The 26073-nt window shown below is 70.8% G+C and carries 22 protein-coding genes; 10 read left to right on the top strand and 12 right to left on the bottom strand.

The genetic code is table 11. The annotated features are described in order from the left end of the window. Positions 1–25: 25 nt before the first annotated feature. Positions 26–1855, bottom strand: coding sequence for a gamma-glutamyltransferase (gene ggt / locus ABH941_RS39430; protein WP_370136334.1), 1830 nt, complete (start codon positions 1853–1855; stop codon positions 26–28). 203 nt (positions 1856–2058) lie between these two features. Between ggt and ABH941_RS39425 the strand changes: the two genes are divergently transcribed. Further along, positions 2059–3054: a cytochrome c oxidase assembly protein gene (locus ABH941_RS39425; protein WP_370136330.1), complete on the top strand. Its 996-nt coding sequence runs from the start codon at positions 2059–2061 to the stop codon at positions 3052–3054. A 170-nt stretch (positions 3055–3224) separates the two neighbouring features. Here ABH941_RS39425 and ABH941_RS39420 read toward each other — a convergent pair whose 3' ends face one another. From ABH941_RS39420 to ABH941_RS39395, 6 genes are all read right to left on the bottom strand, one after another. Next, on the bottom strand, positions 3225–4007 hold the full coding sequence (locus ABH941_RS39420) for an ABC transporter ATP-binding protein (protein ID WP_370136328.1): 783 nt from the start codon (positions 4005–4007) through the stop codon (positions 3225–3227). Then, the gene (locus tag ABH941_RS39415) at positions 4000–4893 is read right to left on the bottom strand and encodes an ABC transporter permease (RefSeq protein ID WP_370136325.1); all 894 of its coding nucleotides are present in this window, start codon (positions 4891–4893) and stop codon (positions 4000–4002) included. Before ABH941_RS39415 ends, ABH941_RS39420 begins: the two co-directional genes overlap by 8 nt. 140 nt (positions 4894–5033) lie before the next feature. Beyond that, entirely contained in the window at positions 5034–5927 is an 894-nt protein-coding gene (locus ABH941_RS39410) for a glycosyltransferase family 2 protein (protein WP_370136321.1), read from the bottom strand. Next, positions 5924–6655, bottom strand: coding sequence for a CDP-alcohol phosphatidyltransferase family protein (locus tag ABH941_RS39405; RefSeq protein ID WP_370136401.1), 732 nt, complete (start codon positions 6653–6655; stop codon positions 5924–5926). The genes ABH941_RS39410 and ABH941_RS39405 overlap by 4 nt, the downstream gene beginning before the upstream one ends. A gap of 91 nt (positions 6656–6746) precedes the next feature. Beyond that, positions 6747–7814, bottom strand: coding sequence for an iron-containing alcohol dehydrogenase family protein (locus tag ABH941_RS39400; protein WP_370136317.1), 1068 nt, complete (start codon positions 7812–7814; stop codon positions 6747–6749). Continuing rightward, complete coding sequence (locus tag ABH941_RS39395; protein WP_370136313.1) at positions 7802–8557, bottom strand: sugar phosphate nucleotidyltransferase; 756 nt, start codon at positions 8555–8557, stop codon at positions 7802–7804. Before ABH941_RS39395 ends, ABH941_RS39400 begins: the two co-directional genes overlap by 13 nt. A gap of 242 nt (positions 8558–8799) precedes the next feature. Here ABH941_RS39395 and idi point away from each other — a divergent pair, with 242 nt between their 5' ends. Further along, positions 8800–9372 carry an isopentenyl-diphosphate Delta-isomerase gene (gene idi / locus ABH941_RS39390; RefSeq protein ID WP_370136309.1) on the top strand — a complete coding sequence of 191 codons (573 nt, stop codon included), beginning with the start codon at positions 8800–8802 and terminating at the stop codon, positions 9370–9372. A 189-nt stretch (positions 9373–9561) separates the two neighbouring features. On the opposite strand, the gene ABH941_RS39385 is transcribed toward idi, so the two are convergent. Together ABH941_RS39385 and ABH941_RS39380 are read right to left on the bottom strand one after the other, a co-directional pair. Next, complete coding sequence (locus ABH941_RS39385; RefSeq protein ID WP_370136306.1) at positions 9562–11670, bottom strand: beta-galactosidase; 2109 nt, start codon at positions 11668–11670, stop codon at positions 9562–9564. An 82-nt stretch (positions 11671–11752) separates the two neighbouring features. Further along, positions 11753–13177: a GH1 family beta-glucosidase gene (locus tag ABH941_RS39380; RefSeq protein ID WP_370136304.1), complete on the bottom strand. Its 1425-nt coding sequence runs from the start codon at positions 13175–13177 to the stop codon at positions 11753–11755. 374 nt (positions 13178–13551) lie between these two features. On the opposite strand from ABH941_RS39380, the gene ABH941_RS39375 reads away from it, so the two are divergent. The 6 genes from ABH941_RS39375 (at position 13552) to ABH941_RS39350 (ending at position 20698) form a co-directional block, all read left to right on the top strand. Next, positions 13552–14556, top strand: a complete 1005-nt coding sequence (locus ABH941_RS39375) for a LacI family DNA-binding transcriptional regulator (protein WP_370136301.1) — start codon at positions 13552–13554, stop codon at positions 14554–14556. A 168-nt stretch (positions 14557–14724) separates the two neighbouring features. Then, entirely contained in the window at positions 14725–16407 is a 1683-nt protein-coding gene (locus tag ABH941_RS39370; protein ID WP_370136299.1) for an ABC transporter substrate-binding protein, read from the top strand. A gap of 114 nt (positions 16408–16521) precedes the next feature. Beyond that, positions 16522–17622 (top strand): ABC transporter ATP-binding protein, encoded by a 1101-nt coding sequence (locus ABH941_RS39365; protein ID WP_370136296.1) that lies wholly within the window; start codon positions 16522–16524, stop codon positions 17620–17622. Further along, complete coding sequence (locus ABH941_RS39360) at positions 17619–18599, top strand: ABC transporter permease (RefSeq protein WP_370136292.1); 981 nt, start codon at positions 17619–17621, stop codon at positions 18597–18599. The genes ABH941_RS39365 and ABH941_RS39360 overlap by 4 nt, the downstream gene beginning before the upstream one ends. Before the next feature lie 3 nt (positions 18600–18602). After that, positions 18603–19688 (top strand): ABC transporter permease, encoded by a 1086-nt coding sequence (locus ABH941_RS39355; RefSeq protein WP_370136289.1) that lies wholly within the window; start codon positions 18603–18605, stop codon positions 19686–19688. Next, positions 19685–20698 carry an ABC transporter ATP-binding protein gene (locus tag ABH941_RS39350; protein WP_370136287.1) on the top strand — a complete coding sequence of 338 codons (1014 nt, stop codon included), beginning with the start codon at positions 19685–19687 and terminating at the stop codon, positions 20696–20698. The genes ABH941_RS39355 and ABH941_RS39350 overlap by 4 nt, the downstream gene beginning before the upstream one ends. Before the next feature lie 401 nt (positions 20699–21099). On the opposite strand, the gene ABH941_RS39345 is transcribed toward ABH941_RS39350, so the two are convergent. Continuing rightward, positions 21100–21831, bottom strand: coding sequence for a DedA family protein (locus tag ABH941_RS39345; protein ID WP_370136285.1), 732 nt, complete (start codon positions 21829–21831; stop codon positions 21100–21102). Then, positions 21828–22025 carry a hypothetical protein gene (locus ABH941_RS39340; RefSeq protein ID WP_370136282.1) on the bottom strand — a complete coding sequence of 66 codons (198 nt, stop codon included), beginning with the start codon at positions 22023–22025 and terminating at the stop codon, positions 21828–21830. Before ABH941_RS39340 ends, ABH941_RS39345 begins: the two co-directional genes overlap by 4 nt. Before the next feature lie 143 nt (positions 22026–22168). Here ABH941_RS39340 and ABH941_RS39335 point away from each other — a divergent pair, with 143 nt between their 5' ends. Then, positions 22169–23311, top strand: coding sequence for an FAD-dependent oxidoreductase (locus ABH941_RS39335; protein ID WP_370136280.1), 1143 nt, complete (start codon positions 22169–22171; stop codon positions 23309–23311). Here ABH941_RS39335 and ABH941_RS39330 read toward each other — a convergent pair. Then, positions 23301–24164 carry an SAM-dependent methyltransferase gene (locus ABH941_RS39330; RefSeq protein WP_370136277.1) on the bottom strand — a complete coding sequence of 288 codons (864 nt, stop codon included), beginning with the start codon at positions 24162–24164 and terminating at the stop codon, positions 23301–23303. The two genes, ABH941_RS39335 and ABH941_RS39330, sit on opposite strands and share 11 nt — an antisense overlap. A 411-nt stretch (positions 24165–24575) precedes the next feature. Here ABH941_RS39330 and ABH941_RS39325 point away from each other — a divergent pair, with 411 nt between their 5' ends. After that, complete coding sequence (locus ABH941_RS39325) at positions 24576–25745, top strand: DUF5925 domain-containing protein (RefSeq protein WP_370136274.1); 1170 nt, start codon at positions 24576–24578, stop codon at positions 25743–25745. The last annotated feature ends 328 nt before the right edge of the window (positions 25746–26073 follow it).

The raw sequence follows: 26073 nt of genomic DNA, 5'->3' as shown, positions 1-26073 counted from the left end.
GCGGCCCGCTACCGGGCCCGGCCCGTCACTGCGGGCCGACCGGCCACACCACGGCGGCCGCGCCGCCGCCCCGGCGCACCGGTTCGGCCGCGGCCTGGAGCCGGCCGTCCGGGAGCGCCTGGATGCCCGTCGCCGCGCCGATCTCCGGGTTCGGTGCGAACACCTCACCGATCGCGGTCAGCGCCGCCGCGTCGGGGGAGGCCAGGAAGGCCGGCTCGGCGTCGGAGGCCGCCCCGTTGCGCTGGCTGGCCCGGGGGGCGGCGATGGCCTGCTCCAGGGTCAGTCCCCGGTCGACGTGGCCCAGCAGGGTCTGCAGCACCGTGGTGATGATGGTGGAGCCGCCCGGCGAGCCCAGCGCGAAGTCGAAGCGCCCGTTCTTCAGGACGATCGTCGGCGACATGGACGAGCGCGGACGCTTGCCCGCCGCCGGCAGGTTGGGGTCGGGCACCCCCGCGACCGGGGCGGTGAAGTCGAAGTCGGTGAGCTCGTTGTTGAGCAGGAAGCCGCGCCCCGGCACGACCATGGCGCTGCCGCCGGTCTGCTCGATCGTCAGGGTGTACGAGACCACGTTGCCCCAGCGGTCGGCGACCGTCAGATGGGTGGTGTTGGTGCCCTCGTAGGTGGTGGGCGCCGGGGTGCCGGCGGAGGAGCAGCCGGTCGACGGGTGCAGCGGGTCGGCGGGGGCCAGCGGGCTGGTGAGGCTGGAGTCCGGCTTGATCAGGCAGGCGCGCGAGTCGGCGAAGCGCTGCGAGAGCAGGGCCTGGGTCGGTACGTCGACCTGGCTGGGGTCGCCCACCCAGCGGTTGCGGTCGGCGAAGGCGATCCGGGTGGCCTCCAGGTAGTCGTGCAGGTACTGGGTGGAGCTGGCGTCCTTGAGGTCGAAGTTCTGCAGGATGTTCAGGGCCTCACCGACCGTCGTCCCCCCGCTGGAGGAGGGTGCGATGGAGTAGACGTCCAGGCCCCGGTAGTCGACCTCGGTCGGCGCCTGCTGCTTGACCCGGTACGCCGCCAGGTCCGCGGCCGACAGCTTCCCGGGCCGGGCGTTCCAGCCCGAAGCGGGGTCCACCTGCGGGTTCTGCACCAGGGAGGTGATGTCCTGGCCGATGTCGCCCCGGTAGAGCGCGTCGGTGCCCTTGGCCTCCAGTTCGCGGTAGGTGGCGGCCAGATCGGGGTTGCGGAAGACGCTGCCCACGGCCGGGGGCTTGCCGCCGGGCAGGAACAGCGCGCGGGTGGCCGGGAAGTAGGCGAAGCGGGTGGCGTTGGCGGCGGTCTGCTGGGCGAAGGTGGCGTCGACGACGAAGCCTCCGTCGGCGAGCTTCTCGGCCGGTTTCAGCGAGTCGGCGAAGGAGCGGGTGCCCCACAGCCGCAGCGCCTGGGCCCAGGTCTGCGTCGTGCCGGGGGTTCCGACGGACAGCCCGCTGCTGACCGCGTCGGCAAAGGCCAGCGGTTTGCCGTCGGCGCCGATGAAGAGGTTCTGATCGGCGGTCAGCGGTGCGGTCTCCCGGCCGTCCAGAGTGCTGACCTTGTGGGTGCGGGCGTTGTAGTAGACGAAGTACCCGCCGCCGCCGATCCCGGAGGAGTACGGCTCGGTGACGCCCAGCGCGGCGGCGGTCGCGACGGCCGCGTCCACGGCGTTTCCGCCCTTGCGGAGTACGGCGATCCCGATGTCGGTGGCCTCCGCCGAGACGCTGGAGACCGCGCCGCCGTAACCGGTCGCCTCCGCCTGCTTGGGCGCGGGGGTTGCGGCAGGGGCAGCGAGTGCAGAAGTGAGGCCGACCGACGGGGCCGCGCCGGTCGTGGCGACCAGCGCGACGGTGAGGAGCAGCGGTGATGCGAGACGTAACGGTGAACTCATGCGTGCCTCCGGTACCGGTGTGACTACGGCTCCATGACGATGTACAGACCATTGCTTCACGGCGGACCGCGATCGCACAAGGACACCGGAGGGTGACAGCGCCGGGGCGGTGCGTGCGCCTGCGGGGGCGTCGGCCATGATGGTGGGCGACAACTCGGACAAGCGGAGCCGGGGCGAGCGGAGCACTGAGGCGGGCGAGGGCGATGGCGGTACTGGCGGGTGTCGGCTACTCCGGGCCGCCGGCCTGGACGCTGGGCCGGGTGTTCAGTGACTGGCAGGTCGAGCCGGTGGTGCTGGCGCTGGCGGTGCTCGGGACCGCGGGCTACCTCTTCGGTGTGGCCCGGATCCGGCGCGGCGGCGGCTCCTGGTCCTTCGGCCGGGCCTTCGCCTATCTGCTGGGCATGGCGCTGTGGGTGTTCACCACCTGCTCCGGGCTCGGTGTGTACGAGAAGGTGCTGTTCACCGACCGCGCGGTGCAGGCCGTGGTGCTGCTGATGGTGGTGCCGCTGCTGCTGGCCATGGGCGCGCCGGTGACCGTGCTGGTCGAGGCGGCGCCCGAGCGGCTGCGGGAACGGCTGCGGGCCGGGCTGCGCGGCCGGGCCGCGCAGGTGCTGATGTTCCCGCTGGTGTCGACGGTGCTGCTGATCGTGCCGCCGTGGCTGCTGTACTTCAGCCCCTGGTACCGGCTGTCGCTGACCACCACCGGCTTCAACATCCTCTTCCACGTCGCGTTCGTGCTGTTCGGCCTCGCCTACTTCTGGCCGCGGCTGCAGCTCGACCCGGTGGCCCGGCACTACCACCCGCTGCTGGGCATCACCATCACCGTCGCCGAGGTGATCTTCGACGCGGCGCTGGGCTTCATCCTGGTGTTCGGCTCGCATCTGCTTCTGCCGCACTACTGGGAGGCTCTGAACCGGCCCTGGGGCATGTCCGCGCGCGCCGACCAGTCCTGGGGCGGAGCCGTGCTGTGGGGGCTCGGCGACATCGCCGGGGTGCCCTTCCTGGTCGCGCTGATCGTCCGGGTGGTCCGCGAGGAGCGGGTCCGCACCGCCGAGGTGGACGCCCAGCTGGACCAGGAGGCCGAGGCCAGGCAGGAGCTCCAGCGCACCGAGGGGGTGCTGGCCGAGCCGGAGGACATGATGCGGCCCTGGTGGCTGGACGACCCCAACCTGGCCCACCGTTACGGCCAGCAGGAGTAGGGCGTTCGGGCGGTACTTTTTCTGCGGGCCGTAGGGGGCTTGTCGCGCAGTTCCCCGCGCCCCTGGGGAGTGCAACTTGCTCGCAGCGGATCAGTAGCAGCACCGTGGGGGCGCGGGGAACTGCGCGACAAGCCAGGCAGGTGCTGCAGCCTGGAGTCGGCGGAACCGCTCTAACGGCGGTCCTTCATGTAGGTCTCGTACTCGGCGACGATCTCCTCGGTGGGACCGTCCGCGCGGATCACCCCGGCCTCCAGCCAGATGGTGCGCTCGCAGGTGTCGCGGATGGAGTTGTTGTTGTGCGAGACCAGGAAGACCGTGCCGGCCGACTCCCGCAGCTCCTTGATCCGCTGCTCGCTGCGCCGCTGGAAGGCGCTGTCGCCGGTGGACAGGGCCTCGTCGATCAGCAGCACGTCATGGGTCTTCGCCGCGGCGATGGAGAACCGCAGCCGGGAGGCCATGCCCGAGGAGTAGGTGCGCATCGGCAGCGAGACGAAGTCGCCGCGCTCGTTGATGCCGGAGAAGTCCACGATGTCCTGGTACTTCTCCCGCACGTCCGCGTAGGACATGCCCATCGCCAGGCAGCCCAGCACCACGTTGCGCTCACCGGTCAGATCGTTCATCATCGCCGCGTTCACGCCCAGCAGCGACGGCTGGCCGTCGGTGTAGATGGCCCCGGAGGCGGTCGGCAGCAGTCCGGCCACCGCCGACAGCGTGGTCGACTTGCCGGAGCCGTTGGAACCGATCAGACCGATCGCCTCGCCCTTGTAGGCGATGAAACTGATCCCGCGGACCGCGTGCACCTCCGAGATCGCCGGGGACGCCTTGCGGCGCACCATCCGCGACAGCGCCGAGGTGGCCGAGCCGCGCCCGGCCCCCGTGCCGTAGATCTTGTAGACGATGTGCACGTCGTCCACGATCACGGTGGGGATCCGCCCGCGGCCCTCCTCAGCCACGGCCGTACTCCTCCTCCGCCCTCCAGAAGAAGAAGTACCCTCCGACGCCGACCACCAGCGACCAGGCCACGGTCGACAGCCAGACATGCGCGGGCAGACTGCTGGCCGACACCGAGTCCATCAGCGCGTAGCGCATCAGGTTGTTGAAGATCAGCGCCGGGTTGGCGTTCAGTATCACGGCCACCCAGTGCGGGGCGTGCCGGGTGAAGGTGGTGACGCTCCAGAACACCCCGGAGGTGTACATCCAGGTCCGCATGATGAACGGCATCAGCTGGGCCATGTCCGTGGTCTTGGCGCCGATCCTGGCCATGAACATCGCCAGTCCCGCGTTGAAGACCGACTGCAGGAACAGGATCGGCAGGACCAGCAACCAGCGCAGCGTGAACGGCTCCCCGGTGGCCAGGATGATCACGCCCAGCACGCCCATCGAGAACAGCAGTTCCTGGAGCTGGATCACGGTGAAGGCGATCGGCAGGCAGGCCCGCGGGAAGTGCAGCGCCCGGATCAGACCCAGGTTGTCGGCGATCGAACGAGTGCCCGAAAGCACCGCAGACTGGGTGAACTGGAAGACGAAGACCCCGGTGCAGAGGTAGGCGATGAAGTTGGGAATGCCCCGGTTGGTCCCGAGCAGCAGGCCGAAAATCAGGTAGTAGACGGCCGCGTTCAGCAGCGGCGTCACCACCTGCCAGACCTGACCCAGCCGCGCGGCCGTGTAGGTCGCGGTCAGCCGGGCGGTGGCGAACGCAACGATGAAATGGCGCCGCCCCCACAGCCTTCGGGTGTACTCCGCGATCGGGGGCCTTCGCCCGCTGACGGCCAGTCCGTAACGCTCCGCCAGTGCCGCACTGCTCAGCGCCGTGTCCGCGCCGCCGTGGTACTCAGTCACCCTCAGACATTCTCATGTGCCAGGGGGCTCGGCAGCACGGACGCAGCAACGGGCACCGAATGGCGCAGCAGTGGACACCTCAGGTTCACCTACCGCCTCGTCAGATGACAGGAACCCCATCAGACGTAGGGGTCCCGTCGTCAGATCACCGGCGGCCGTCCCAGTCTGGTCATCCGCCAGACCGTGCGCCAACGGATCGGCCGGCGCGGTCCGCAGGGGGTTCGCCAGCCCTCGACGAAGCCGGCGAACCAGGCCCTGAACGCGGGCGCCGAGGGGCGCCGGGCCAGGGTGAGCACCAGCCAGACCCCGGTGTACACCGGCACCAGCAGGGCGGGCAGATTGCGCCGGGCCAGCCAGACCCGGTTGCGGGCGATGTTGTGGTTGTAGATCGCGTGCCTGCTGGGCGGGGTCTTCGGGTGGTGCAGCAGGATGTCGGCCCGGTACCGGATGTCCCAGCCCGCGTCCAGGGCGCGCCAGGCCAGGTCGGTCTCCTCATGGCCGTAGAAGAACTCGCCGGGGAGCTGGCCCGCGGTCGCGAACACCTCGCTGCGGACGGCACTGGCGCCGCCGAGGAAGGTGGTGACCTTGGAGGAGTGCATCGGGTCGGCGGCGCGCAGCCTGGGCACGTGCCGGCGCTGGGTCTCGCCGCTCTCCGGGTCGGCGATCCGGAAGCTGACGATGCCCAGCCGCGGCTCAGCGGCGAAGGCGGCGCGGATCCGCTCGGCGTCGTCGTCCTGCGGCAGCAGCCCGTCGTCGTCGAGGAAGAGCACCACGTCGACGTCGGAGCCGTTGCTGCCGAAGGCCTCGATCCCGACGTTGCGTCCCCCGGGGATGCCCAGGTTCTCCGCGGTCTCCACCCCCCGTACGCCCTGGGGCAGTTCGGGCAGGTCCGCCAGCGGGACGCCGTTGGCGACGACCACGCTCTGCACGGCGGGGCCGCGCTGGGCGGCTACGGAGTCCAGCAGCGCCTTCAGCTCGACCGGGCGGGTGCCCTGGGTCAGGATCACCGCGCCCAGGCGCAGCGGGGCGCTCATCTCAGCCTGCTTGACAGCACAATGCTAACCAGGTGCAGTACCGTCTGGAGCATCGCGATCCCGGCCAGGACCGCGACCGCGAGCCGGGTGAAGAACAGGTCTCCGTGGGCGAAGTCGGCGATCCCGGCGGCCAGCAGCACCAGCGAGGCCTCGACCCCGCCGATCAGCCGGTGGAACTTCAGCCCGGCGGCCAGCTTGCGGGCCGTGGCGACGCCGGAGGCGCGGGGGACGGCGGCGGAGTCCTTGACCGCGGTCAGCCCGCGGCGGATCCGGGCGACGTCCACCAGGTCGGTCTCGGCCTTGATCATGATCGCGCCGAGCGCGGCCAGGGTGCCGAGGAAGGCCCACATCCAGTTGACGGCGCCGACCTGCTTGAAGAGGTCGGCGGCCCGCAGTCCGGCGCCGGTGAGCAGCGCGGCCTCGGACATGTAGTGGCCGACCCGGTCCAGGTAGACCCCAGTGGTGGAGGTCTGCTTGCGCCAGCGGGCCAGCTCGCCGTCGACGCAGTCCAGGCAGAGGTAGGCCTGGATCAGCAGCGCGGCGAGGATCGCCCCGGTCAGGCCCGGGAGGAGCAGTGCGGCGCCGCCGAGGATGCCGGTGAGCATCATCAGCCAGGTCAGCTGGTTGGGGCTGACCGGCGCGTCGACCAGGTGCCGGGTGATCCGGGACGAGATCTTGCGCATGTAGAGGCGCCCGGCCCAGTGCTCGTCGGAGCGGCGCTGGAGCATCCCCTCGGGGTGGGCGACGGCGCGGAACTCCGCCAGGGTCGGCTTGCCGCCCTTGGCGGGCTTGCCGTCGCGGTCGCCGTGCTCGCCGTGGTTACGCGGTGGTGCTGACGTGTTTGACATAGTCGGTGTATGCGTCCCGGATGGCAGTGGGGTCGAGGTCGAGGTGCTCCAGGATGGTGAACCGTCCTGGACGTGTCTGCGGAGCGTAGTGCACCGCGGCGATGAACTCCTCGTCGGTGAAGCCGATCTGGTCGGCCGTCACCGGCAGGTTGTGGCGGGCCAGCACTGTGGCCATCTGCCCGCAGAGGTCGAGATCGCCGCGCAGGTAGGTGGCGAAGGCGCCGCCGAGGCCGACCTGTTCGCCGTGTTGGGCGGAGCGGGTCGGGTAGAGGATGTCCAGGGCGTGGCTGATCTCGTGGCAGCCCCCGCTGGCGGGACGGCTGCTGCCGGCCACGTTCATGGAGATGCCGGTGAGCACCAGCGCCTCGGCGAGGGCGCCGAGGAAGTCGTCGTCGTCGAGGGTGCCCGGGTGGCGCAGCATCATGGTGCCCGAGGTACGGGACATGGCGGCGGCCAGGCCGTCGACCGCCTCGCCGGTCTCCCGGTAGGACAGCTCCCAGTCCGCGATGCAGGAGATGTTGGAGACCGCCTCGCCGACCCCGGCGGCGACGAAGCGCGGCGGGGCCTGCCGGATGACGTCCAGGTCGACGATGATGCCGATCGGGCTGGGCACCCCGTAGGAACCCCGGCCTGCGTCGTTGTCCAGGGTGGACACCGGGGAGCAGATGCCGTCGTGGGCGAGGTTGGTCGCCACGGCGACCATCGGCAGGCCGACCCGGGCGGCGGCGTACTTGGCCGCGTCGATGATCTTGCCACCGCCCAGGCCCACGACCGCGTCGTAGTGGCCCGAGCGCATCTGCTCGGCGAGCAGCACGGCCGAGTCCAGGGTGCCGCCGGCGACCGGGAACCAGTCGGCGCCGGGCAGCTGCGGTTCGAGCCGCTCGCGCAGGGCGGCGCCGGAGCCGCCGCTGACGGTGACCGCCAGTCGGCCCGAGGCCGAGATGCGCTGGTCGGCGAGGATCGTTCCGAGGTCGTCCAGGGCCCCCGCCCTGATGTCGACGACCAGCGGCGAGGGAACCAGTCGGGTCAGTACCGGCACGCGATCTCCCGTCCCTTGGCCAGGTCGTCGTGGTTGTCGATCTCGACCCAGGACACCTCGCCGATGGGCTGCACGTCGACGCGCTGCCCCCGGTTCACCATCTCCTGGTAGCCGTCCTCGTAGTACAGCTGCGGGTCGCGCTCGAAGGTGGCCTGCAGCGCGGAGGCCAGGTCGGCGGCGGCGTGCGGGTTGATCACGGTGAGGCCGATGTACTCGCCGGTGGCGTCGGCCGGGTCCATCAGCTTGGTGATCCGGCGCACCCCCGTGGCCGGGTCGACGACGACCTTCATCTCCTCGTCGGCGAGCTTCTTCACGGTGTCCAGCGCCAGCAGGATGCCGGGGGCGCTGCCGGCGGCGGTCAGCCGCTCGTTGGCGTCCAGCATGGTGCGCTGCACCGAGGCGGGGTGGACGGTGTCGCCGTTGGCCAGCAGCAGGCCCTCGCGGAACAGGTCGCGGGCGCACCACAGCGAGTAGGCGTTGTTCCACTCCTCGGCCTTGTCGTTGTCGACCAGGGTGAGCTTCAGACCGTACGTCTGCTCCAGCGCGGCCTTGCGCTCGTACACGGCCTCCGCCTGGTAACCGACCACGATGGCGACCTCCTCCATCCCGACCTCGGCGAAGTTGCCCAGGGTCAGGTCGAGGATGGTCCGCTCGCCGTCCACCGGCACCAGGGCCTTGGGGAGGGTGTCGGTGTAGGGGCGCAGACGGCGTCCGGCGCCGGCGGCCAGAACGAGGCCGATCATGGGTTTCTCCGGTCCTAGGGGGCGTGCGGTGGCTCGCCTGGGGGTGGGCGTGCCGTTGCGATCGTAGGCGCTTCCGGACGTCCGGCCGAAAACGGCGGTGTCGATCATCATCGCGGACGGCAGTACCGGGCGACAAGCTTGGGCCATGTCACCGAGCTCACCTGCCCGGTACGGCAGACTGGTCCGCAGCAAGGGGCACGCCTGCCACGCCTGCCGCTCGACCCACGCCGAAAGGTCCTGCATTGTCGACCACTGAACCGACCACCCTGACCGCGACCGAGATCCTGCTGGAGCTGGTCGACGAGCAGGGACGGACCATCGGGACAGCGGAGAAGCACGCCGCCCACCAGGCTCCCGGGCAGTTGCACCGGGCCTTCTCCGTATTCCTGTTCGACACCGAGGGCCGGATGCTGCTGCAGCAGCGGGCCCTGGCGAAGTACCACTCCCCCGGTGTCTGGTCGAACACCTGCTGCGGGCACCCCTACCCCGGTGAGACCCCGTTCGCGGCCGCGGCCCGGCGCACCGCGGAGGAGCTCGGCGCCGCGCCGGTGCGGCTGCAGCAGGCGGGGACGGTGAGCTACGACCACCCGGACCTGTCGACCGGCCTGGTCGAGAAGGAGTACAACCACCTGTTCGTCGGGATCTCGGCGGCCGAGCAGCACCCCGACCCGGACGAGGTCGCCGCCGTGCGCCTGGTCACCCCGGCGGAGCTGGTGGCCCTGCGGGCGCAGAAGCCGTTCTCGGTGTGGTTCGGCACGGTGCTGGACGCGGCGCTGCCGGCGGTACGGGAGCTGCTGCCGGGGGCGGGCTGGTAGTCGGGTGGGGGAGGCGGGACGTTTCCGCAGCTCCCCGCGTGGCTTGTGGGATTCTCTGCTGCAGACCGTAAGGGGCTGGTCGCGCAGTTCCCCGCGCCCCTGGGTAGCTGCAACGTCCCGCAGTGGGCAAGTTGCACTATCAAGGGGCGCAAGGAACTGCGCGACAAGCCAGGCAGGCGCCGCTGCCGCCTAGTGGGTCAGCACCCGCAGGCTCCCGCCCACCCGGGCGAGGTCGGCCGGAACCTGCCCGACCACCTTCTCGCCGTCCACCGCGACCATCGGGACGACCGCCGAGGAGAGGAACGAGTTCAGGCCGGTGAGCAGGAAGTCGCCCAGCCCGCCGGCGACGATCCGCAGCACGGCCGCGCCGCCCTTGGCGCCCTCGACGGTCACCTCGGCGGTCCGCCCCCCGCCCAGCGGCAGCGAGACCGTGACCGGGCCCTCGTTGTCGCTCTGGATCAGCACGGTGAGGTAGCCGGTGTCGGCCGCCCCGGCGACGGTGCGCCAGTAGGCGTCGGCGCTGCCGGTGACCACCTGCGGACCGTCGAACAGCGGGCCGTCGGCCGGGGCCGCAGCGGAACGGCCGGGCGCGGCCAGTGCCTCCGCCAGCACCGTGCAGGGCCGCAGCAGCTCGTCGAGCTGCGGCACCTCGCCGCCGATCAGGTCGACCCGGTGCCCGGCCGCCAGGTGTCCGGCCAGCAGTTCCTGCACCCGGCGGTGCATGAACGCGCCGCCGTGCAGCACCAGATGCGGATGGTCGGCCAGCGCGTCGAGGTCTGCCGACTCCAGGTCGACGACCCGGTAGTCCCGTCCCTCGGTGCGCATCCGCTCGTGGAACGCCCGCAGCGGGCGCCCGCAGGCGGCGCCGCCGATCGGCTCGGCCGCTCGGTCCGAGGGCGTCCAGGCGGCCACCGCAGCGTAGGGCGCGTACAGCGCCCAGCTGGGGCCGGTCATCTGACGGGCCGCCAGGAACTCGCCGCCGTGGAGGCCGAAGAAGTCCGCGAGCATCCGGACCGTGCCGGCCTTCCCGGTGGGACGGCCCTCGGCGTCGATCGGCGGGCAGTCCGGATAGGGCGGGGCGTGCATGACGTCCATGTCCTCGCCCCAGCCCGAAGTTGCCACGCCGGTGTACACGTTGACGCCGGTGGCCCCGGCCGCCAGGGCCAGCACGCTCTGGTGGAAGCTGGTCGCGCCGGCCGCGTACGCACGGTCGTACAGCTCCGAGAAGCCCCAGTTCTCCTCCATGTTGGGGCCCGGGGCGCGCTTGGCGGCCAGCACATAGCGGGCATGCGCGTCATGGTCGGTGGAGACCACGCCCATCCAGTTGGTGAAGCCGTAGTTGATGCCGTTCCAGCGCTCGGGGCGGACCCGGGACAGCCAGTCGTCGAAGGAGTGCACATGCTCGGCCGGGGGGTTCACGTTGACCAGCACCGGGACCTCCGGGGCCAGCGCCTCGGACCAGCCGTGGTAGGCCGCGGCCAGCAGATCGGCGTGGTAGCGGCCCCAGTCGGCGCGGGCCAGCTGCTCCTGCACCGAGGCCGCGGTACGGCGTTCGCGCGGCGGTTCGATCCGGGCCCAGTCGTCGTGGTCGGTGCCGTGCGCCTGGTTGTAGGCGTCCAGGCTGCCGTAGTACCCGCTCAGCCCGCTGCGGAAGAAGGCCAGTCCGGGCGCGCTGTAGTCGTAGCACCACAGCGGCAGCGCCCCGTCGGTGAACAGGCCCTCGTTGGCTATCTGCACCAGCACCACCGGGCCGTTGGGGGCGGTGGTGGCCTGCAGCACCTCCTTGCTGACGGCCCGCATCCAGTCACCGACCCGGGCGGTGAAGTACGCGCCGAGCGGCGCGGGCAGCGGCCAGCGCTCGACCTTCCCGTCCGCGCCCAGCCGCGAGCCCGGCCAGAGGCCGGGGTCGCCCTCGGCGTCCAGGATCGCCTCGACCTCGGGGTTGTGCGCCGGGCAGATCCAGTCCGGCAGGCCGCCGTAGTTGGTCTCGGCGTGGATGAACGGGCCCGGCTTGGCGATCACGCTCAGGCCGAGCTCCGCGCAGATCCGCAGATAGCCCAGCAGGTCCCGGTCCGGACGGGTGGTCCCGGTGAAGTCCGGGAGCACGTCCGGATCCGGCTGGTGGTGCCGCCAGGGGATGTAGCTGGTGACGCACCGGATCCCGGTCGCGTCACGAAGGGTTCGCAGCCGATCCCGCCACACCGACGGGTTGTCCCGGTAGTACGGATAGTCGGCAGTGGCGAGCAGGCCGGGGGCGCCGTCGGTGTGGAGCACGCCGTCTCGGAGCTCGATGCGCACAGGGGGTCCTCTCGGGGCGAAAAGTCAGGGGTCGGTCGGTCTGCCAACGAACGCAGTTGACGCTGCGCTGATTGAGACGCCGTCAGCCCTGGCGGCTGCGGCGGATGTTGTCGCGGAACCAGCGGCCGCTCTGCTTGACGGTGCGCTTCTGGGTCTCGTAGTCGACGTGGACGATGCCGAAGCGCTTGTCGTAGCCGTAGCTCCACTCGAAGTTGTCCAGCAGTGACCAGGCGAAGTAGCCGCGGACGTCGGCGCCGGCGTCGCGGGCCGCGGCCACCGCCTCGATGTGCTCGGCGAAGTACGCGGTGCGCTCGGCGTCCTGGACCTCGCCGTCCTGGTCCGGCTGGTCGTCGAAGGCGGCGCCGTTCTCGGTGACGTAGAGCGGGATGCCCGGGTAGTCGGCGCCCAGCCTGGTCAGCATGCCGGTGAGGCCGAAGGGGGTGATCTCCCAGTCCATGGCCGTGACCGGATAGCCCTGGGGGACGAGCCGGGTCAGCGCCACCCCGTCGGCCGTCGCCTCGACCGCCGAGTCGTCCTCGGCGGTGCCCGAGAAGTAGTGGCTGGTGTAGTAGTTGACGCCGAGGAAGTCCAGCGGCTGGGCGATCACCGAGAGATCCCCGTGCTGGACCGGGAGATGCACCCCGCGGGCCGACAACTCGTCGACCACGTCGGTCGGGTAGCTGCCGAGCACCAGCGGGTCGGTGTAGATCCGGGTGCCGAAGCCGTCGGCGCGGCGCGCCGCGGCGCGGTCGGCGTCGGTGTCGGTGGCCGGCAGCGCATGCGCGGTGTTGAGGGTGATGCCCACCTGGATCGGCTCCGGCGCGGCCTCCCGCAGCCGCTGGGTCGCCAGTCCGTGGCCGAGCAGCAGATGGTGCACGGCGGCCATGGAGTCGCCGAAGTCCTGCCGTCCGGGGGCGTGGCGGCCGGTGTCATAGCCCAGGACCGCGGAGCACCAGGGCTCGTTGAGCGTGGTCCACCAGCGCACCCGGTCGCCGAGCCGGTTCATCGCGATCTCGGCGAAGTCGGCGAAGCGGTGCGCGGTGTCCCGGGCCGGCCAGCCGCCGGCGTCCTCCAGCTCCTGCGGCAGGTCCCAGTGGTAGAGCGTGACCCAGGGCAGCACCCCGCGCTCCAGCAGCCGGTCCACCAGGCGGTCGTAGAAGGCGATGCCGCGCTGGTTCACGGCGCCCCGGCCGCCCGGCTGGATCCGCGGCCAGGACAGCGAGAAGCGGTAGGAGTCCACGCCGAGGCCGGCGATCAGGTCCACGTCCTCGGGCATCCGGTGGTAGTGGTCGCAGGCCACGTCGCCGTTGTCACCGCCGAAGACGGCTCCGGGCACGCGGCTGAAGGTGTCCCAGATCGAGGCGGTCCTGCCGTCCTCGAAGGCGGCGCCCTCGATCTGGTAGGCGGAGGTGGCGACGCCCCACAGGAAGTCCACGGGGAAGCGGGAGCCCGCGTCGGAGCGCGGCTCGGGCGCGGACGCGGACGAGCGGTCGAGGCTGGTCGTCATGGTTCTCCAAGTCGGGCCGGGATGGCGTACTGCGGCGCAGCAGTGCGGGAGAGCGCTCTCTCGCACAGTGGGAGTGTTGCGCCCACCCTCCACGACCGTCAAGAGCCCCGCTGGAAGACCTGTTTGCCGTCGTCTTGGCTCCGAGAGGTGAAGCCAGGTCACATCCCTGCAACACCGTTGACTTCGAGTCTTGACAGCAACCACGCCCGGGGGCAAGCTCCGGGCAAGCGGAGAGCGCTCTCTCTGCTCGGTCGGCGAGTTAACTCTTTGTTGCCGGAACGTGATTGACGTGACGCAGATTACCCTGCTTGACTCCCCGACGGAACCGGTTACGGAACCGGTTCCCCACCGATCAATGACGAACGGAGGCGGACGTGCCGATCACCATCGCCGACGTGGCCAAGCACGCCGGGGTCAGCAAGACCACGGTCTCCCGGGTCCTCAACGGCAAGGGCGAACTCAACGCGGCCACAGCCGCCCGGGTACGCCAGGTGATCGCCGAGCTCGGCTACGTCCCCAGCGCCGGCGCGGTCGGCCTGGCCCGCGGACGGACCCAGATCGTCGGCATGCTGGTGCCCTCGCTGACCTGGCCGTGGATCGGCCAGGTGCTCCAGGGCGTGGTCGACGTCGTGGAGGCGGAGGGCTTCGGCCTGCTGCTGTTCACCTGCAACCGCGGCGAGGAGTCGCTACGCCGCTTCGCCCAGCAGGTCTCGGCGAAATCCTTCGACGGACTCCTGGTGATAGAGCCCGAGGGCACCCTCGACTACATCACCGAACTCCATGAGGCAGGCCTCCCGGTCGTCCTCATCGACGACCGCGGCCACCAGCCCATCTTCCCCTCGGTCGCCACCACCGACCGCTCCGGGGGCGCCTCGGCCGCCCGCCACCTGCTGGAACTCGGCAGGCGGCGGCCGGTCGTGGTCACCGGTCCGGAGAGCTTCGGCTGCGTCCAGGACCGACTGACCGGATTCGCCGACGAGTACGCGGAGGCGGGCCACCCCCTGCCGCCGGAACACGTGCTCGTCGGCGACTTCACCTTCGAGCAGGGCCGCAACGCGGTGAACCGGCTGCTCTCCACCGGCGCCTCCTTCGACGCGGTGTTCGCCCAGAACGACCTCTCCGCCACCGGCGCCCTGCTGGCCCTGCGCGAGGCCGGGCTGCGAGTGCCGGAGGACGTGGCCGTCGTCGGGTTCGACGACGTGCCGCTGGCCTCGTACAGCGAACCGGCGCTGACCACCGTGCACCAGCCGCTGCGCGAGATGGGCGACGCCGCCGCCCGGATGCTGCTCGCGCACTTCAAGGGCACGCCGCTGCCGACCGCGGCGGAGGTCCTCCCCACCCATCTGGTCGTCCGCGACTCCACCCGGTCCCGGACCTGATCGCAGCGTCTCGGCCCTGCACCGACGCACCGCTGCACCGCTGCACCCCCTGAGCCGCTCCACCTGAGATCCGTCTCGCACCACCCCGTTGAGCAGGCAGGACCGCCCCCCGGCGCCCTGTCGCAGTGAGCCACACCCTCAAACCGACATCTTCCGAAGTGGGGATCAATGCGCGTCAACCGCACCGCCACCGCAATCTTCGCCGGCGGCCTGGCGATAACCTGCCTCGCCGCTTGCAGCAGCAGCAACCCCGGGAGCAAGAGCAACAGCGGCTCCTCCAGCGGCGCCACCGTCCTGAAGATCGGCATGCCCGACGCGACGCTGACCGCCAACAACAACCCCTACCTCAACTCCTCGGCGGCAGCGGCCCTCGGCTACCGCTTCATGATCTACGAGCCCATGGCGATGCCCAACGACGCCAACCCCGCCGCCGCGGCCAAGCCGTGGCTCGCCAGCGCGTGGAGCTGGACCAACAACTACAAGACCGTCACCTTCACGCTGCGTAGCGGAGTGACCTTCTCCGACGGCACTCCGATGACCGCCGACGACGTGGCCTACTCCTTCCAGATCCTGAAGGACAAGCCGGCGCTCAACTTCAACGCGCTCGACATCGCCAGCACCAGCGGCAGCGGCAGCACCGTCACCGTCAACTTCAACACCTCCCAGTTCGTCACCCAGGCCAAGGTGCTGAAGACCTTCGTCATCCAGAAGAAGCAGTGGTCCGCGATGGCGGACCCGACCACGGACGTAGTGGCCAACCCGATCGGCACCGGCCCGTACACCCTGAAGTCCATCAACACCCAGAACGCCATCCTGGACGCCCGGGCGAGCGGCTACTGGCAGACCGCGCCGAAGGTCAAGGAGCTGCAGTACACCTCCTACTCCGGCAACGACACCATGACCACCGCGCTCACCAGCGGTGCGGCCGAGTGGTCCTACGTCTTCATCCCCAACGCCAAGACGATCTACGCGGCCAAGGACCCGGCCCACAACCACCTGTTCTTCCCGCCGAACCTGAGCGCGGACGGCCTGTGGATCAACACCACCGTCAAGCCGTTCGACAACGCGGCGCTGCGCGGGGCGATGGCGATGGTCATCAACCGTGAGGACATCTTCAACCAGGGCGAGTCGGGCTACTTCAAGCCGCTGGTCAACAGCGTCACCGGACTGCCCACCCCGGCCGGCAACTCCTTCATCTCCCCGCAGTACGCGGGCAAGACCGCCTCGGTGGACGTAGCCGGCGCCAAGGCCAAGCTCACCGCGGCCGGCTTCAAGTACAACGGCAGCACCCTGGTCGACCCGAGCGGCAAGCCGGTCACCATCACCCTGACCGACCCGGCCGGCTGGTCCGACTACCAGACCGACCTGAGCATCATCGCCGACAACTTCTCCCAGATCGGGATCAAGGCCACCATCGACAAGGCCGACGAGAACGCCTGGACCAAGGCCATCGGCGCCGGCAACTTCCAGGCCGCGATGCACTGGACGAACGGCGGTTCCACGCCGTACGACTTCTACGAGAACATCATGGACGGCGCCAACCTCAAGCCCATCGGCACCGACAGCCCCAACGGCAACTACGGGCGGTTCAACAGCCCGCAGGCCACCCAGGCGCTGAAGGACTACGCCAACGCCGCGGACGACGCCTCCCGCGCCAAGGCCCTCAGCACCATCGAGGACATCATGGTGCAGCAGACCCCGATGATCCCGACCTCGGCCGGCAACGTCGGCGCCGAGTACTCCACCAAGAACTGGACCGGCTGGCCGGACGACTCCAACGTCTACGCGGGCGGACAGCCGACCATCCCCAACGCGCTCCAGGTCGTCCTCTCGCTGACTCCGGCCAAGTAGCGCAGGCTCCACGGCAGGCCGCTCCACCGCACAGATCGCCCACCCGCGCTCCGGTCCCGCCCCGTCTCCCCACCGGGCGGGACCGGGGGCACCGACCCACGAATGGATACCGGGATGACGCTGACTCATACGTCAGATCAGCCACCGGCGCCGCCGGACAACGACACCGTCCTCGAGGCCGACGGGCTCACCAAGCACTTCGCGGTGCGCAGAGTGGGACGCCAGGCCATGACCCGAGCTCCACGGGTGGTCCACGCCGTCGACGACGTCACCCTGACGCTCCGCCGGGGGCGGGTCACCGCCCTGGTCGGCGAGTCCGGATCCGGCAAGTCCACCGTGGCGCGGCTGCTCGCGCAGCTGTACCCGCGCACTGGCGGCGACATCCGGCTGCACGGGACGTCGGTGACAGTCCGCGGGGGGAGGCGCTTCCGGGCGTACAACCGCAAGGTCCAGATGATCTTCCAGGACCCGTTCGCCTCGCTCAACCCGGTCCACACCATCCGCTACCACCTCAGCCGGGCGCTGCGGATCCACGGCAACGCCGGCAGCGGCGCGGCCGAGCTGCATCAGGCGCTGGAGAACCTGCTGGAGCGGGTCCAGCTCACCCCGGCCACCCGCTACCTGGACAAGTTCCCACACGAGCTGTCCGGCGGCCAGCGCCAGCGCGTCGCGATCGCCCGAGCCCTCGCGGCCGATCCCGAGGCGCTGCTCGCCGACGAGCCGGTGTCCATGCTGGACGTGTCGATCCGGCTCGGCGTGCTCAACCTGCTCAGGGACCTCAAGGAGCGGCTGCACCTGGCCATCCTCTACATCACCCACGACATCGCCTCGGCCCGCTACTTCGCGGACGACACCCTGGTGATGTACGCGGGACGGATGGTGGAGGGCGGCGACAGCGAGACCGTCACCCAGAACCCGGCGCACCCCTACACCCAGCTGCTGATCAGCTCGGCGCCCGACCCCGACCGCATCGTCGGCGAGGGCACCCCGGACGACACCGTGGACGCCTCGGGCGGCGAGCCGCCGAGCCTGATCGACCCGCCGGCCGGCTGCCGGTTCAACCCGCGCTGCCCGCACGCCATGGACATCTGCCGCACCGAACTGCCGCCGCGCTTCCCGGTGAACGGTGACCCGGGGCACTGGGCGTCCTGCTGGCTCTTCGACGCGGAGCACGGTCCCGCGAAGGCCCCGCCCCCCGCGGAGGTGTCCGAGTGAAGTACTTCCTGCAGCGGCTGGCGTTCTACCTCTTCACCGCCTGGGCCGCGATCACCATCAACTTCTTCATCCCCCGGCTGATACCCGGCGACCCGGTGATGGCCCTGATCAACAAGAACCGGGGCCAGATCGACTCCCATGCGATCGCCTCGCTCTACATCCTGTTCGGACTGAACAAGCACCAGAGCCTGTGGTCCCAGTACACCGCCTACCTGGCCAAGCTGGCCCACGGCGACCTGGGCATCTCCTTCTCCAACTTCCCCACCCCGGTCTCCACCATCCTGGTCAACGCGCTGCCGTGGACCATCTGCCTGGCCGGCGCGGCGACCGTCATCAGCTTCGCGCTCGGCACCTTCCTGGGTGTGCTGTCCGGCTGGCTGCGCGGCTCCCGGCTGGACTTCCTGCTTCCGGTCACCACCTTCATCTCCTCGATCCCGGCGTTCTGGCTGGGCCTGCTGACCGTGGCCACGGTCATCGCGGTGGGCAGCACCTTCCCGGTCTCCGGCGGCTACGACCCCGGGCTGATCCCGCACGCGGACACCACCTTCATCGGCAGCGCCATCGAGCACAGCTGGCTGCCGCTGGGGATGCTGGTGGTCACCACCATGAGCGGCTGGATCCTCAGCATGCGCAACATGATGGTCACCGTCGGCTCGGAGGACTACATCACCGTCGCCCACGCCAAGGGGCTTTCGGACCGTCGGGTGATGTTCAACTACGCGGCCCGCAACGCGCTGCTGCCCAATGTCTCCGGCTTCTCGCTGGCGATCGGTCAGATCCTGGGCTCCACCGTGCTGGTGGAGATCGTCTTCAACTACCCGGGCGTCGGTTACATGATGCTGCAGGCCGTCGGCTCCACCGACTACCCGCTGATGCAGGGCGTGTTCCTGTGCATCACCCTGGCAGTGCTGGTGGCCAACCTGCTGGCCGACATCGCCTATCTGATCCTCGACCCGCGCACCCGCAAGGAGGGCTGAGCGATGGCCACCGCCGCGTCCAACACCGCCCTGACCTCGGGTGGTTCCGTCGCCCCGCACGACCCCGAAGCGACCGCGCCGGATTCCACCCGGTCCAAGCGCCGCCACCTGCGCTTCCTTTCCAGCCCCAAGGCCGCCGTCGGCGCCGGGCTGCTGCTGTTCTTCACCGTCCTCGCGATCGTCGGCCCCTACATCACCCCGTACGACCCGAGCGCGCGCAGCAACGACCTGCTGCAGGCCCCGTCCTGGCACCACTGGTTCGGCACCACCCACCTCGGCCAGGACATCTTCAGCCAGGTCGTCGACGGCACCCGCAGCGTCATGTACGTGGGCTTCCTGGCCGGCCTGGTCGCCAGCGCGCTGGCGGTGCTGATCGGGGTGACCTCCGGCTACCTCGGCGGCTTCGCGTCGGACGCACTGTCCGCGCTGACTAACGTGTTCCTGGTGATCCCGGCGCTGCTGCTGATCATCATCATCACCTCCAGCCTGCCCACCGGCGGCGAGACCGTGGTCGGCCTGGTCATCGGCTTCACCTCGTGGGCCTGGGGAGCCCGGGTGCTGCGGGCGCAGACCCTGTCGCTGCGGCGCCGGGACTTCATCGAGGCGGCCCGCGCCACCGGGGAGTCGACCTGGCGCATCATCGTCTTCGAGCTGCTGCCCAACCTCAGCGCGGTGATCATCTCCGGATTCATCGGCACGATGATCTACGCGGTGATGAGCGAGATCATCCTGGCCTTCATCGGCGTCCCCGGCCTGGCCGACTGGAACTGGGGCACCGTCCTGTACTGGGCGCAGAGCCAGCAGGCCCTGGCCCAGGGCGCCTGGTGGTGGTTCGTCCCGGCCGGACTCGCCATCGCGATCCTGGGGACCTCGCTGTCGCTGGTGAACTTCGGCATCGACGAGTTCGTCAACCCCCGACTGCGCAACAACGGTGAGCGCGGCGCCAAGGGCGCCGACGGCCGCCCGGTACGGATGCGGGTCGGCTTCACCCCGGTCGTCATCCCGATCCCCGACGAGCCGGACGAGTCCGACCGGCCCGGAGCCGGCGTGGTCGGATCCACCAGCACGAGTGAGGATGTCGCACAGTGAGCAGCAAGGCGTCCGGCAAGGAGCCGGTCCTCAAAATCCAGAACCTGTGCGTCGACTACGGCCTCGGCAAGGACTCGGTGCAGGCGGTCCGCGACGTCAGTCTGACGCTGCACCGCGGTGAGGTGCTCGGCCTCGCCGGTGAGAGCGGGAGCGGCAAGTCCACGCTCGCCTACGGCCTGACCCGGCTGCTGCCCCCGCCCGGGGTGATCACCGGCGGCAAGGTGATCTACCACCAGCCGGGCGGCGACCCGGTGGACGTGCTGCGGCTCAGCGACGCCGGTCTGCGGCAGTTCCGCTGGGCCGAGACCTCCATCGTCTTCCAGGGCGCGATGAACTCGCTCAACCCGGTGCACACCGTCGCCTCCCAACTGATGGACGTCATCGCGGCGCACGAGCCGAGGATGCCCAAGTCGGCGCGGCTGGCCCGGGCCAAGGAACTGCTGAAGCTGGTGGGCATCGCCCCTGACCGGCTCAACAGCTACCCGCACCAGCTCTCCGGCGGCATGCGCCAGCGGGTGATGATCGGCATGGCACTGGCCCTTGAGCCGCAGGTCGTCATCATGGACGAACCGACCACCGCGCTCGACGTGGTGATGCAGCGTCAGATCCTGTGCCAGCTGGTCGATCTGAGGGAGCGGCTGGGCTTCTCGGTGCTGTTCATCACCCACGACCTGTCGCTGCTGGTCGAGTTCTCGGACCGGATCGCCATCATGTACGGCGGCCGGATCGTGGAGGAGGCCCCGGCGGCCAAGCTCTACAAGGACCCGCTGCACCCCTACAGCCACGGCCTGCTGAACGCCTTCCCGCCGCTGCGCGGGGAGCGACGCGAGCTCAGCGGCATCCCGGGCTCCCCGCCGGACCTGCGGTCGATGCCCACGGGCTGCGCCTTCAACCCGCGCTGCCCCAAGGCCTTCGACCCCTGCCGCACCGACCTCCCGCCACTCGTCGTGCCCACCGACAGGGAGGGCGAGAACCGCACGGTCGCCTGTTGGCTGCACCCGGGGGCCTGAGAGCCCCGCATCAGACTCGACCCGGCCGACGGCTCTTGAGGGGGAGCCGCCGACCGGGTCGTCCCTTTAATCGCACGTATCAGCGGCCGGAACGGCGACGGGACGCCTGCTCGGGAACTCGGTCAGGGGGTGCCGTGCATGAGCCTTGCCGTGCTGCGCGGGTACGGAACGGGGACCGGGCGGTCCATCGGCGGCCCGGGCGGCGGCGGTCATGTCAGTGGGGACGGGCAGGAACGCCAGCAGCGCGGCGAGGGCCAGGGAACCGATCACGCGAGCAGGGCTCACGGTCTACCTCCAGAAGTGCCGGTGCGGGGGCCCGGATGGGTTCCGGGGCTGCACCCGCACGTGGCGAAGGTAGGGGAATCGATTCTCCGGGCCTCCTGGACACACTCAACGGCGCGTCAATTTGTCGACAGATGGCCGAATAGGCATTCATTGTCACTAATGCACCCGTACGGCGTCACTCCGCAGGATGACTGGCCAGCGAGGGTTCGAGCTCCCTGGCGAGCTGCCGCGGAATCACCGGCTCTTCCACGAGCGCCGGTCGCGCTGCGCCGCAGCACCAGCACTGCCACCGCCAGCAGGACCGCGGCCACCGCCGCCAGCACCGGCCCCACCGAGCTCAGCTCGGTGTACGAGGCCCCCACCGCGTACCCCGTCGCCGACTCGGCGGAGGCCCAGAACAGCCCCGCGACCAGGCTGTACGGCGCGATCCTGCGGAACCGGAGCCCGGCCGCCCCGGCGAGGTGCGGCGCCAGCGTCCGTACCACCGGCATGAACCGGCAGACGAAAACCGCCGCCCCACCGCGCCGGGCCAGCAGCCGATAGGTACGGGTCAGCATGACCCTGGGCACGCGCCGTCCGATCGCGCTGGTTCCCAGCCGGGGTCCGAGCGCCCGTCCGGTCCGCTGGGCCAGCAGGTCCCCCACCAGCACCGCGGTCACCGCGGTGGCGATCACCAGCGGCAGCTGCACCGTACCCGTCCGCGCCAGGAACCCCGAGATCAGCAGCGTGGTCAGGCTCGGCGCGAAGGCACTGAGCAGCAGCACCGACTCGGCCAGCACCACGGCCGCCTCCGCCCCGTACACCGCCAGGGGCGGCAGCTGCACCAGCAGCTGCTGGAGCCAGCTCATCGCGGGGCACCTCCCCGGACGGAAGGCAGCCGAGCCGGACGCTGCCAACCTGGACGACGTACGAGCGACTGCCAAGCCGTCCGCAGCGATGCCAGCCCGGTCTGCGCCGCCTCGACGAGGAACAGCCATCCGTCCGCGTCCCGCTGCGCCAGCACCCGCCGGTCGATGATCGCCTGCTCGGTCATACGCTCCATGGACTCAACGCTAGGAGCTGGCGGCGCTCAGGTGATCCGCCCAGAGGAGGGTCCCCCGGCACGCCGCCCTACCACCCGAGGACTACACGAACGGGAAGCAGCTCCCCCCTGCGGATTGTTGCAGCGGTGTGATGGTTGACGGCGTGGTGGTTGACGAGGAAGCAGTACAGCATCGCAGCGACGCTCAAAGCAGTGACGTCGTGGTGATCGGCGCCGGCCAGGCCGGGCTGGCGGCGGCATTCCATCTGCGCCGCCGCGGTCTGCCGCCCGGCTCCGGCTTCACCGTCCTGGACGCCGAGCCGGCCCCCGGCGGGGCCTGGGCGCACCGGCCGCCGACCCTCACCATGGCCGCCGTGCACGGCTTCCACGAGCTCCCCGGCATGCCGCTGCCGCCCTTCGCCGAGCAGCGCCCCGCCCGCGAGGCGCTGCCGGAGTACTTCGCCGCCTACGAACATGCCCATGACCTCCAGGTCCTGCGCCCGGTACGGGTCCACGCGGTACGGGAGGCCGGCGACGGGCGGCTGCTGGTGGAGTCGGACGCCGGGCGGTGGACCGCCAGGGCGCTGATCAACGCGACCGGGACCTGGACCAGGCCGTTCATCCCGGCGGTCCCGGGCGCCGCCGACTTCCGGGGCCGGCAGCTGCACAGCTCGCACTACCGCGGCCCACAGGAGTTCACGGGCCGGCGGGTGCTGGTGGTGGGCGGCGGCGCCTCGGCGATCCAGGTGCTCGCCGAGACCGCCGCCGTCGCCGACACCCTCTGGGTGACCAGACGGCCGCCGGTGTTCCGGGAGGACCGGTTCACACCCGAGCTCGGCCGCGCCGCCGTCGCCATGGTGGAGCGCCGGGTCCGCGCGGGCCTGCCGCCCGCGAGCGTCGCCTCGGTCACCGGGCTGCCGCCGACGCCGGCGCTGCTCCGGGCCCGGGAGCTCGGCGCGCTGCACCGGCTGCCGATGTTCGAGCGGCTCACCCCGGAGGGGGCGGTGTGGTCGGACGGCCGCACCGAGCGTTTCGACGCCGTCGTCTGGGCCACCGGCTTCCGCCCCGAGGTAGGCCACCTGGCACCGCTGAACCTGCGCTCCCCCGGCGGCGGCATCCGGCTGGACGGAACCAGGGCCGTCGCCGACCCCCGGGTCCACCTGGTCGGCTACGGCCCGTCCGCCAGCACCATCGGCGCCAACCGGGCCGGCCGCGCGGCAGCGGTGGCGGTGGACCGACTCCTCGCAGCGGACCGTACGGACGCGCTCGCGACTACGGCTTCTACTTCTACGGCTTCTACGGCTTGATGGCGACCCCGCCGTAGGCGTTGGCGTGCGAGCGGGGCAGCACCACGTCCTCCAGGTCGCCGTCCGGTCGCCATTCGTGGACCGGTACCACGCCGGGCTCCAGCAGTTCCAGGCCCTCGAAGAGGCGCAGCACCTCGGCATGGGTGCGCGGGGTGAGGCTCACCCCGGAACTGTTGACCGCCTGCAGCGCCGACGCGGCGGCGGCCAGCTTGTCGGCGTCCATGAGGTCACCGGTGGCGTGCGAGAGGATCACCACGCTGCCGGGGGCGAGTTCGGCGGTGTAGCGGGCCAGCACGTCCGCCGGGCGCTCGCCGTCCGGGATGAAGTGCAGCAGTGCCACGCAGATCAGCGCGACCGGCCGGCTGAAGTCCAGCAGTTCGCGGCTCTCCGCGGAGCCGAGGATCTTCTCCGGGTCGCGGACGTCCGCGTCCACATAGCCGGTGCGCCCCTCCTGGCTGCCCCGGAGCAGGGCGCGGGCGTGGGCGAGCACGATCGGGTCGTTGTCGACGTAGACGACGCGCGCCGTGGGGTCGACGGCCTGGGCCACCTCGTGGGTGTTGCCTGCGGCGGGGATCCCGGTGCCGATGTCGAGGAACTGCTGGATGCCCAGTTCGGCCGCGCTGCGCACGGCCCGCCCCAGGAATCGGCGGTTGGCCCGGGCCCCGGCCGGGACGTGCGGAAGCAGTTGCACGACCTGGGCTGCCGCAGCGCGGTCGGCCGGAAAGTTGTCCTTTCCGCCCAGGTAGTAGTCGTAGAGCCGGGCGGAGTGCGGTACGTCCGGCCGCAGATCCTGCGAGGGAGGCACGTCCTCGTCGCTGTCGTCGTGCACGTGATCGGCTGACGTGTCGGACACGCTGTCCCCTACCCTCTTCTGGTCGTGCTGTCGCTTGACATGTTCCCTCATCACCGGCCCCGATCGTCGGAAGTCGGCGCAAGAGGAGCCCTTCCGTCCGCCGCCTGATGTGTTCAACTCATGAAGATGGCATATGCTATTGACGATGCATCACCATGATGGCTTGATGTGAGACACGTCGCGTCGCCCTTCCCGGCCGTCAAGCCCTGAAGCGCGGCCGACCCAGCCGAGCCACCCCTCGGCGCCCCCTCGTGACGGCTTCCCACGCCACTTGGGGGCTCCGGGCTCGACTTCACCCACATCGCCCACATCACCGGTCCCGGGCGGGCGAACATGATTGCTGACATCACGTCAGTGATCGACTCCAAAAACCGCTGTGCCGGAGCCTGCGCGTAGCGGATCATCTCCTGCATGACTCTTCTGCATCAGGCCGGTCCGGGCGACGGGACGGCCGCCTCCGTCGAGCCCGCCGACCTGCTGCCGCTGCGCATCAGTCTCGACGACGGCGACGGCCCCGGCGACGTCGTGGACGCCCTCGCGCTCGCCTCCTTCACCATGGGCGCCCAGCCCTGGGCCAGATCCGCCTCGGTCAGCCCGGCCAAGCCCGACGCGACGCTGCTGCCGGCCGGCGCACGGGTGATCCGCCGCAGCGAGGCGGACAACCGTACCGTGCTGCTCGCGGACGGGCCGGGCTGGACGCTCAAGGCGTCCTGGTGGCGCAACGGTGGAACAGTGAACGCGGATGTGACCGTCACCGCCGCCGACGACGAACTCGCCAAGTCCATCCTGGCGCAGGCCATCGACGGTGCGGAGGAGGAGAAGCCCACCGAGGAGGACGTGGTCGCCATGGGCTTCTGGCACCTCGCCGCCGGCCGCGGCCCGGTCCGCGCCCGACGCCGGATCGAGGCCCCCGGCTGGGACGCGGTCCGCAGCAACTACACCCGCAGCGTCGTCGACTCCTTCGACGGCCTGATGAGCCTCCAGCCCGAGCAGGTGATGGGCAGGCTGCTGCTGATGCACGGTCCCCCCGGCACCGGAAAGACCACCGCGCTGCGGACCCTGGCCCGCGCCTGGCGCGAATGGTGCTCGGTGGAGTGCGTGCTCGACCCCGAGCGGCTGTTCTCCGATCCCGGCTACCTCATCGAGGTGGCACTCGGCCCGCAGCGCCAGCACCACGGCCCGGGCGCCGGCGACGACAGCGGCGAGGAGCAGTGGCGCCTGCTGCTCCTGGAGGACTGCGACGAACTCATCCGCGGCGGCGCCAAGCGCGCGGCCGGACAGGCGCTCTCCCGGCTCCTCAACCTGACGGACGGTCTGCTCGGCCAGGGCCGCAAGGTCCTGGTGGCGGTGACCACCAACGAGGACCTCGAGCGCCTCCACCCGGCCGTGGTCCGCCCGGGCCGCTGCCTCGCCCGCATCGAGGTCGGCCCCCTCACCGAAACCGAGTCCACCACCTGGCTCGCCTCCGCAGCCCCCACCCCACCCGGCGGCGCAACCCTCGCCGAGCTCTACGCCCTCCGCCAGGGCCCAGGCATCCTCCTCCCGCAGCAGGCGGCGGCGCGGGACGGGTTGTATCTGTGAGGTGGCGGTTCGGGGAGGCGGGGCGGCGTAGCTGCTTGTTTGCGGAAGCTGTGGGTGGCTTACATGGCGCCACCGTTGCCGCCCACCCCCGCCCGTGGCTTGTTGCTGCTGCTCGCTCCGCTCGCGGGCCAACTGCGGGAGGTGGCGGCCTGGTTGGGCGCCGTAGGCCCGTGCGGGCGGGCGGGCGTACGGGCGGGCCAGGGGGCGCGCGGCGGTCGGCGTGGTCCATTTTGGGCTCATACAAGATTTTCGTAGCTGGTGATCGGTTCGGTGGGGCTGGTGACGGGCTGCTGTTCTGGGTGCAGGCTGGGGTCGTGTGACATCGAAG

Source organism: Streptacidiphilus sp. EB103A, from assembly GCF_041261405.1.
In the GTDB taxonomy this organism is placed as follows: Bacteria; Actinomycetota; Actinomycetes; order Streptomycetales; family Streptomycetaceae; genus Streptacidiphilus.
This window is presented reverse-complemented; position numbering and strand designations above follow the sequence as displayed.

Excerpts from the sequence above, each read along its gene's own strand:
- ggt (WP_370136334.1), bottom strand. The coding sequence starts at position 1,855 with ATGAGTTCACCGTTACGTCTCGCATCACCGCTGCTCCTCACCGTCGCG.
- ABH941_RS39425 (WP_370136330.1), top strand. The coding sequence starts at position 2,059 with ATGGCGGTACTGGCGGGTGTCGGCTACTCCGGGCCGCCGGCCTGGACG.
- ABH941_RS39410 (WP_370136321.1), bottom strand. The coding sequence starts at position 5,927 with ATGAGCGCCCCGCTGCGCCTGGGCGCGGTGATCCTGACCCAGGGCACC.
- ABH941_RS39405 (WP_370136401.1), bottom strand. The coding sequence starts at position 6,655 with ATGCTCCAGCGCCGCTCCGACGAGCACTGGGCCGGGCGCCTCTACATG.
- ABH941_RS39395 (WP_370136313.1), bottom strand. The coding sequence starts at position 8,557 with ATGATCGGCCTCGTTCTGGCCGCCGGCGCCGGACGCCGTCTGCGCCCC.
- ABH941_RS39380 (WP_370136304.1), bottom strand. The coding sequence starts at position 13,177 with ATGACGACCAGCCTCGACCGCTCGTCCGCGTCCGCGCCCGAGCCGCGC.
- ABH941_RS39370 (WP_370136299.1), top strand. The coding sequence starts at position 14,725 with ATGCGCGTCAACCGCACCGCCACCGCAATCTTCGCCGGCGGCCTGGCG.
- ABH941_RS39365 (WP_370136296.1), top strand. The coding sequence starts at position 16,522 with ATGACGCTGACTCATACGTCAGATCAGCCACCGGCGCCGCCGGACAAC.
- ABH941_RS39355 (WP_370136289.1), top strand. The coding sequence starts at position 18,603 with ATGGCCACCGCCGCGTCCAACACCGCCCTGACCTCGGGTGGTTCCGTC.
- ABH941_RS39345 (WP_370136285.1), bottom strand. The coding sequence starts at position 21,831 with ATGAGCTGGCTCCAGCAGCTGCTGGTGCAGCTGCCGCCCCTGGCGGTG.
- ABH941_RS39340 (WP_370136282.1), bottom strand. The coding sequence starts at position 22,025 with ATGGAGCGTATGACCGAGCAGGCGATCATCGACCGGCGGGTGCTGGCG.
- ABH941_RS39325 (WP_370136274.1), top strand. The coding sequence starts at position 24,576 with ATGACTCTTCTGCATCAGGCCGGTCCGGGCGACGGGACGGCCGCCTCC.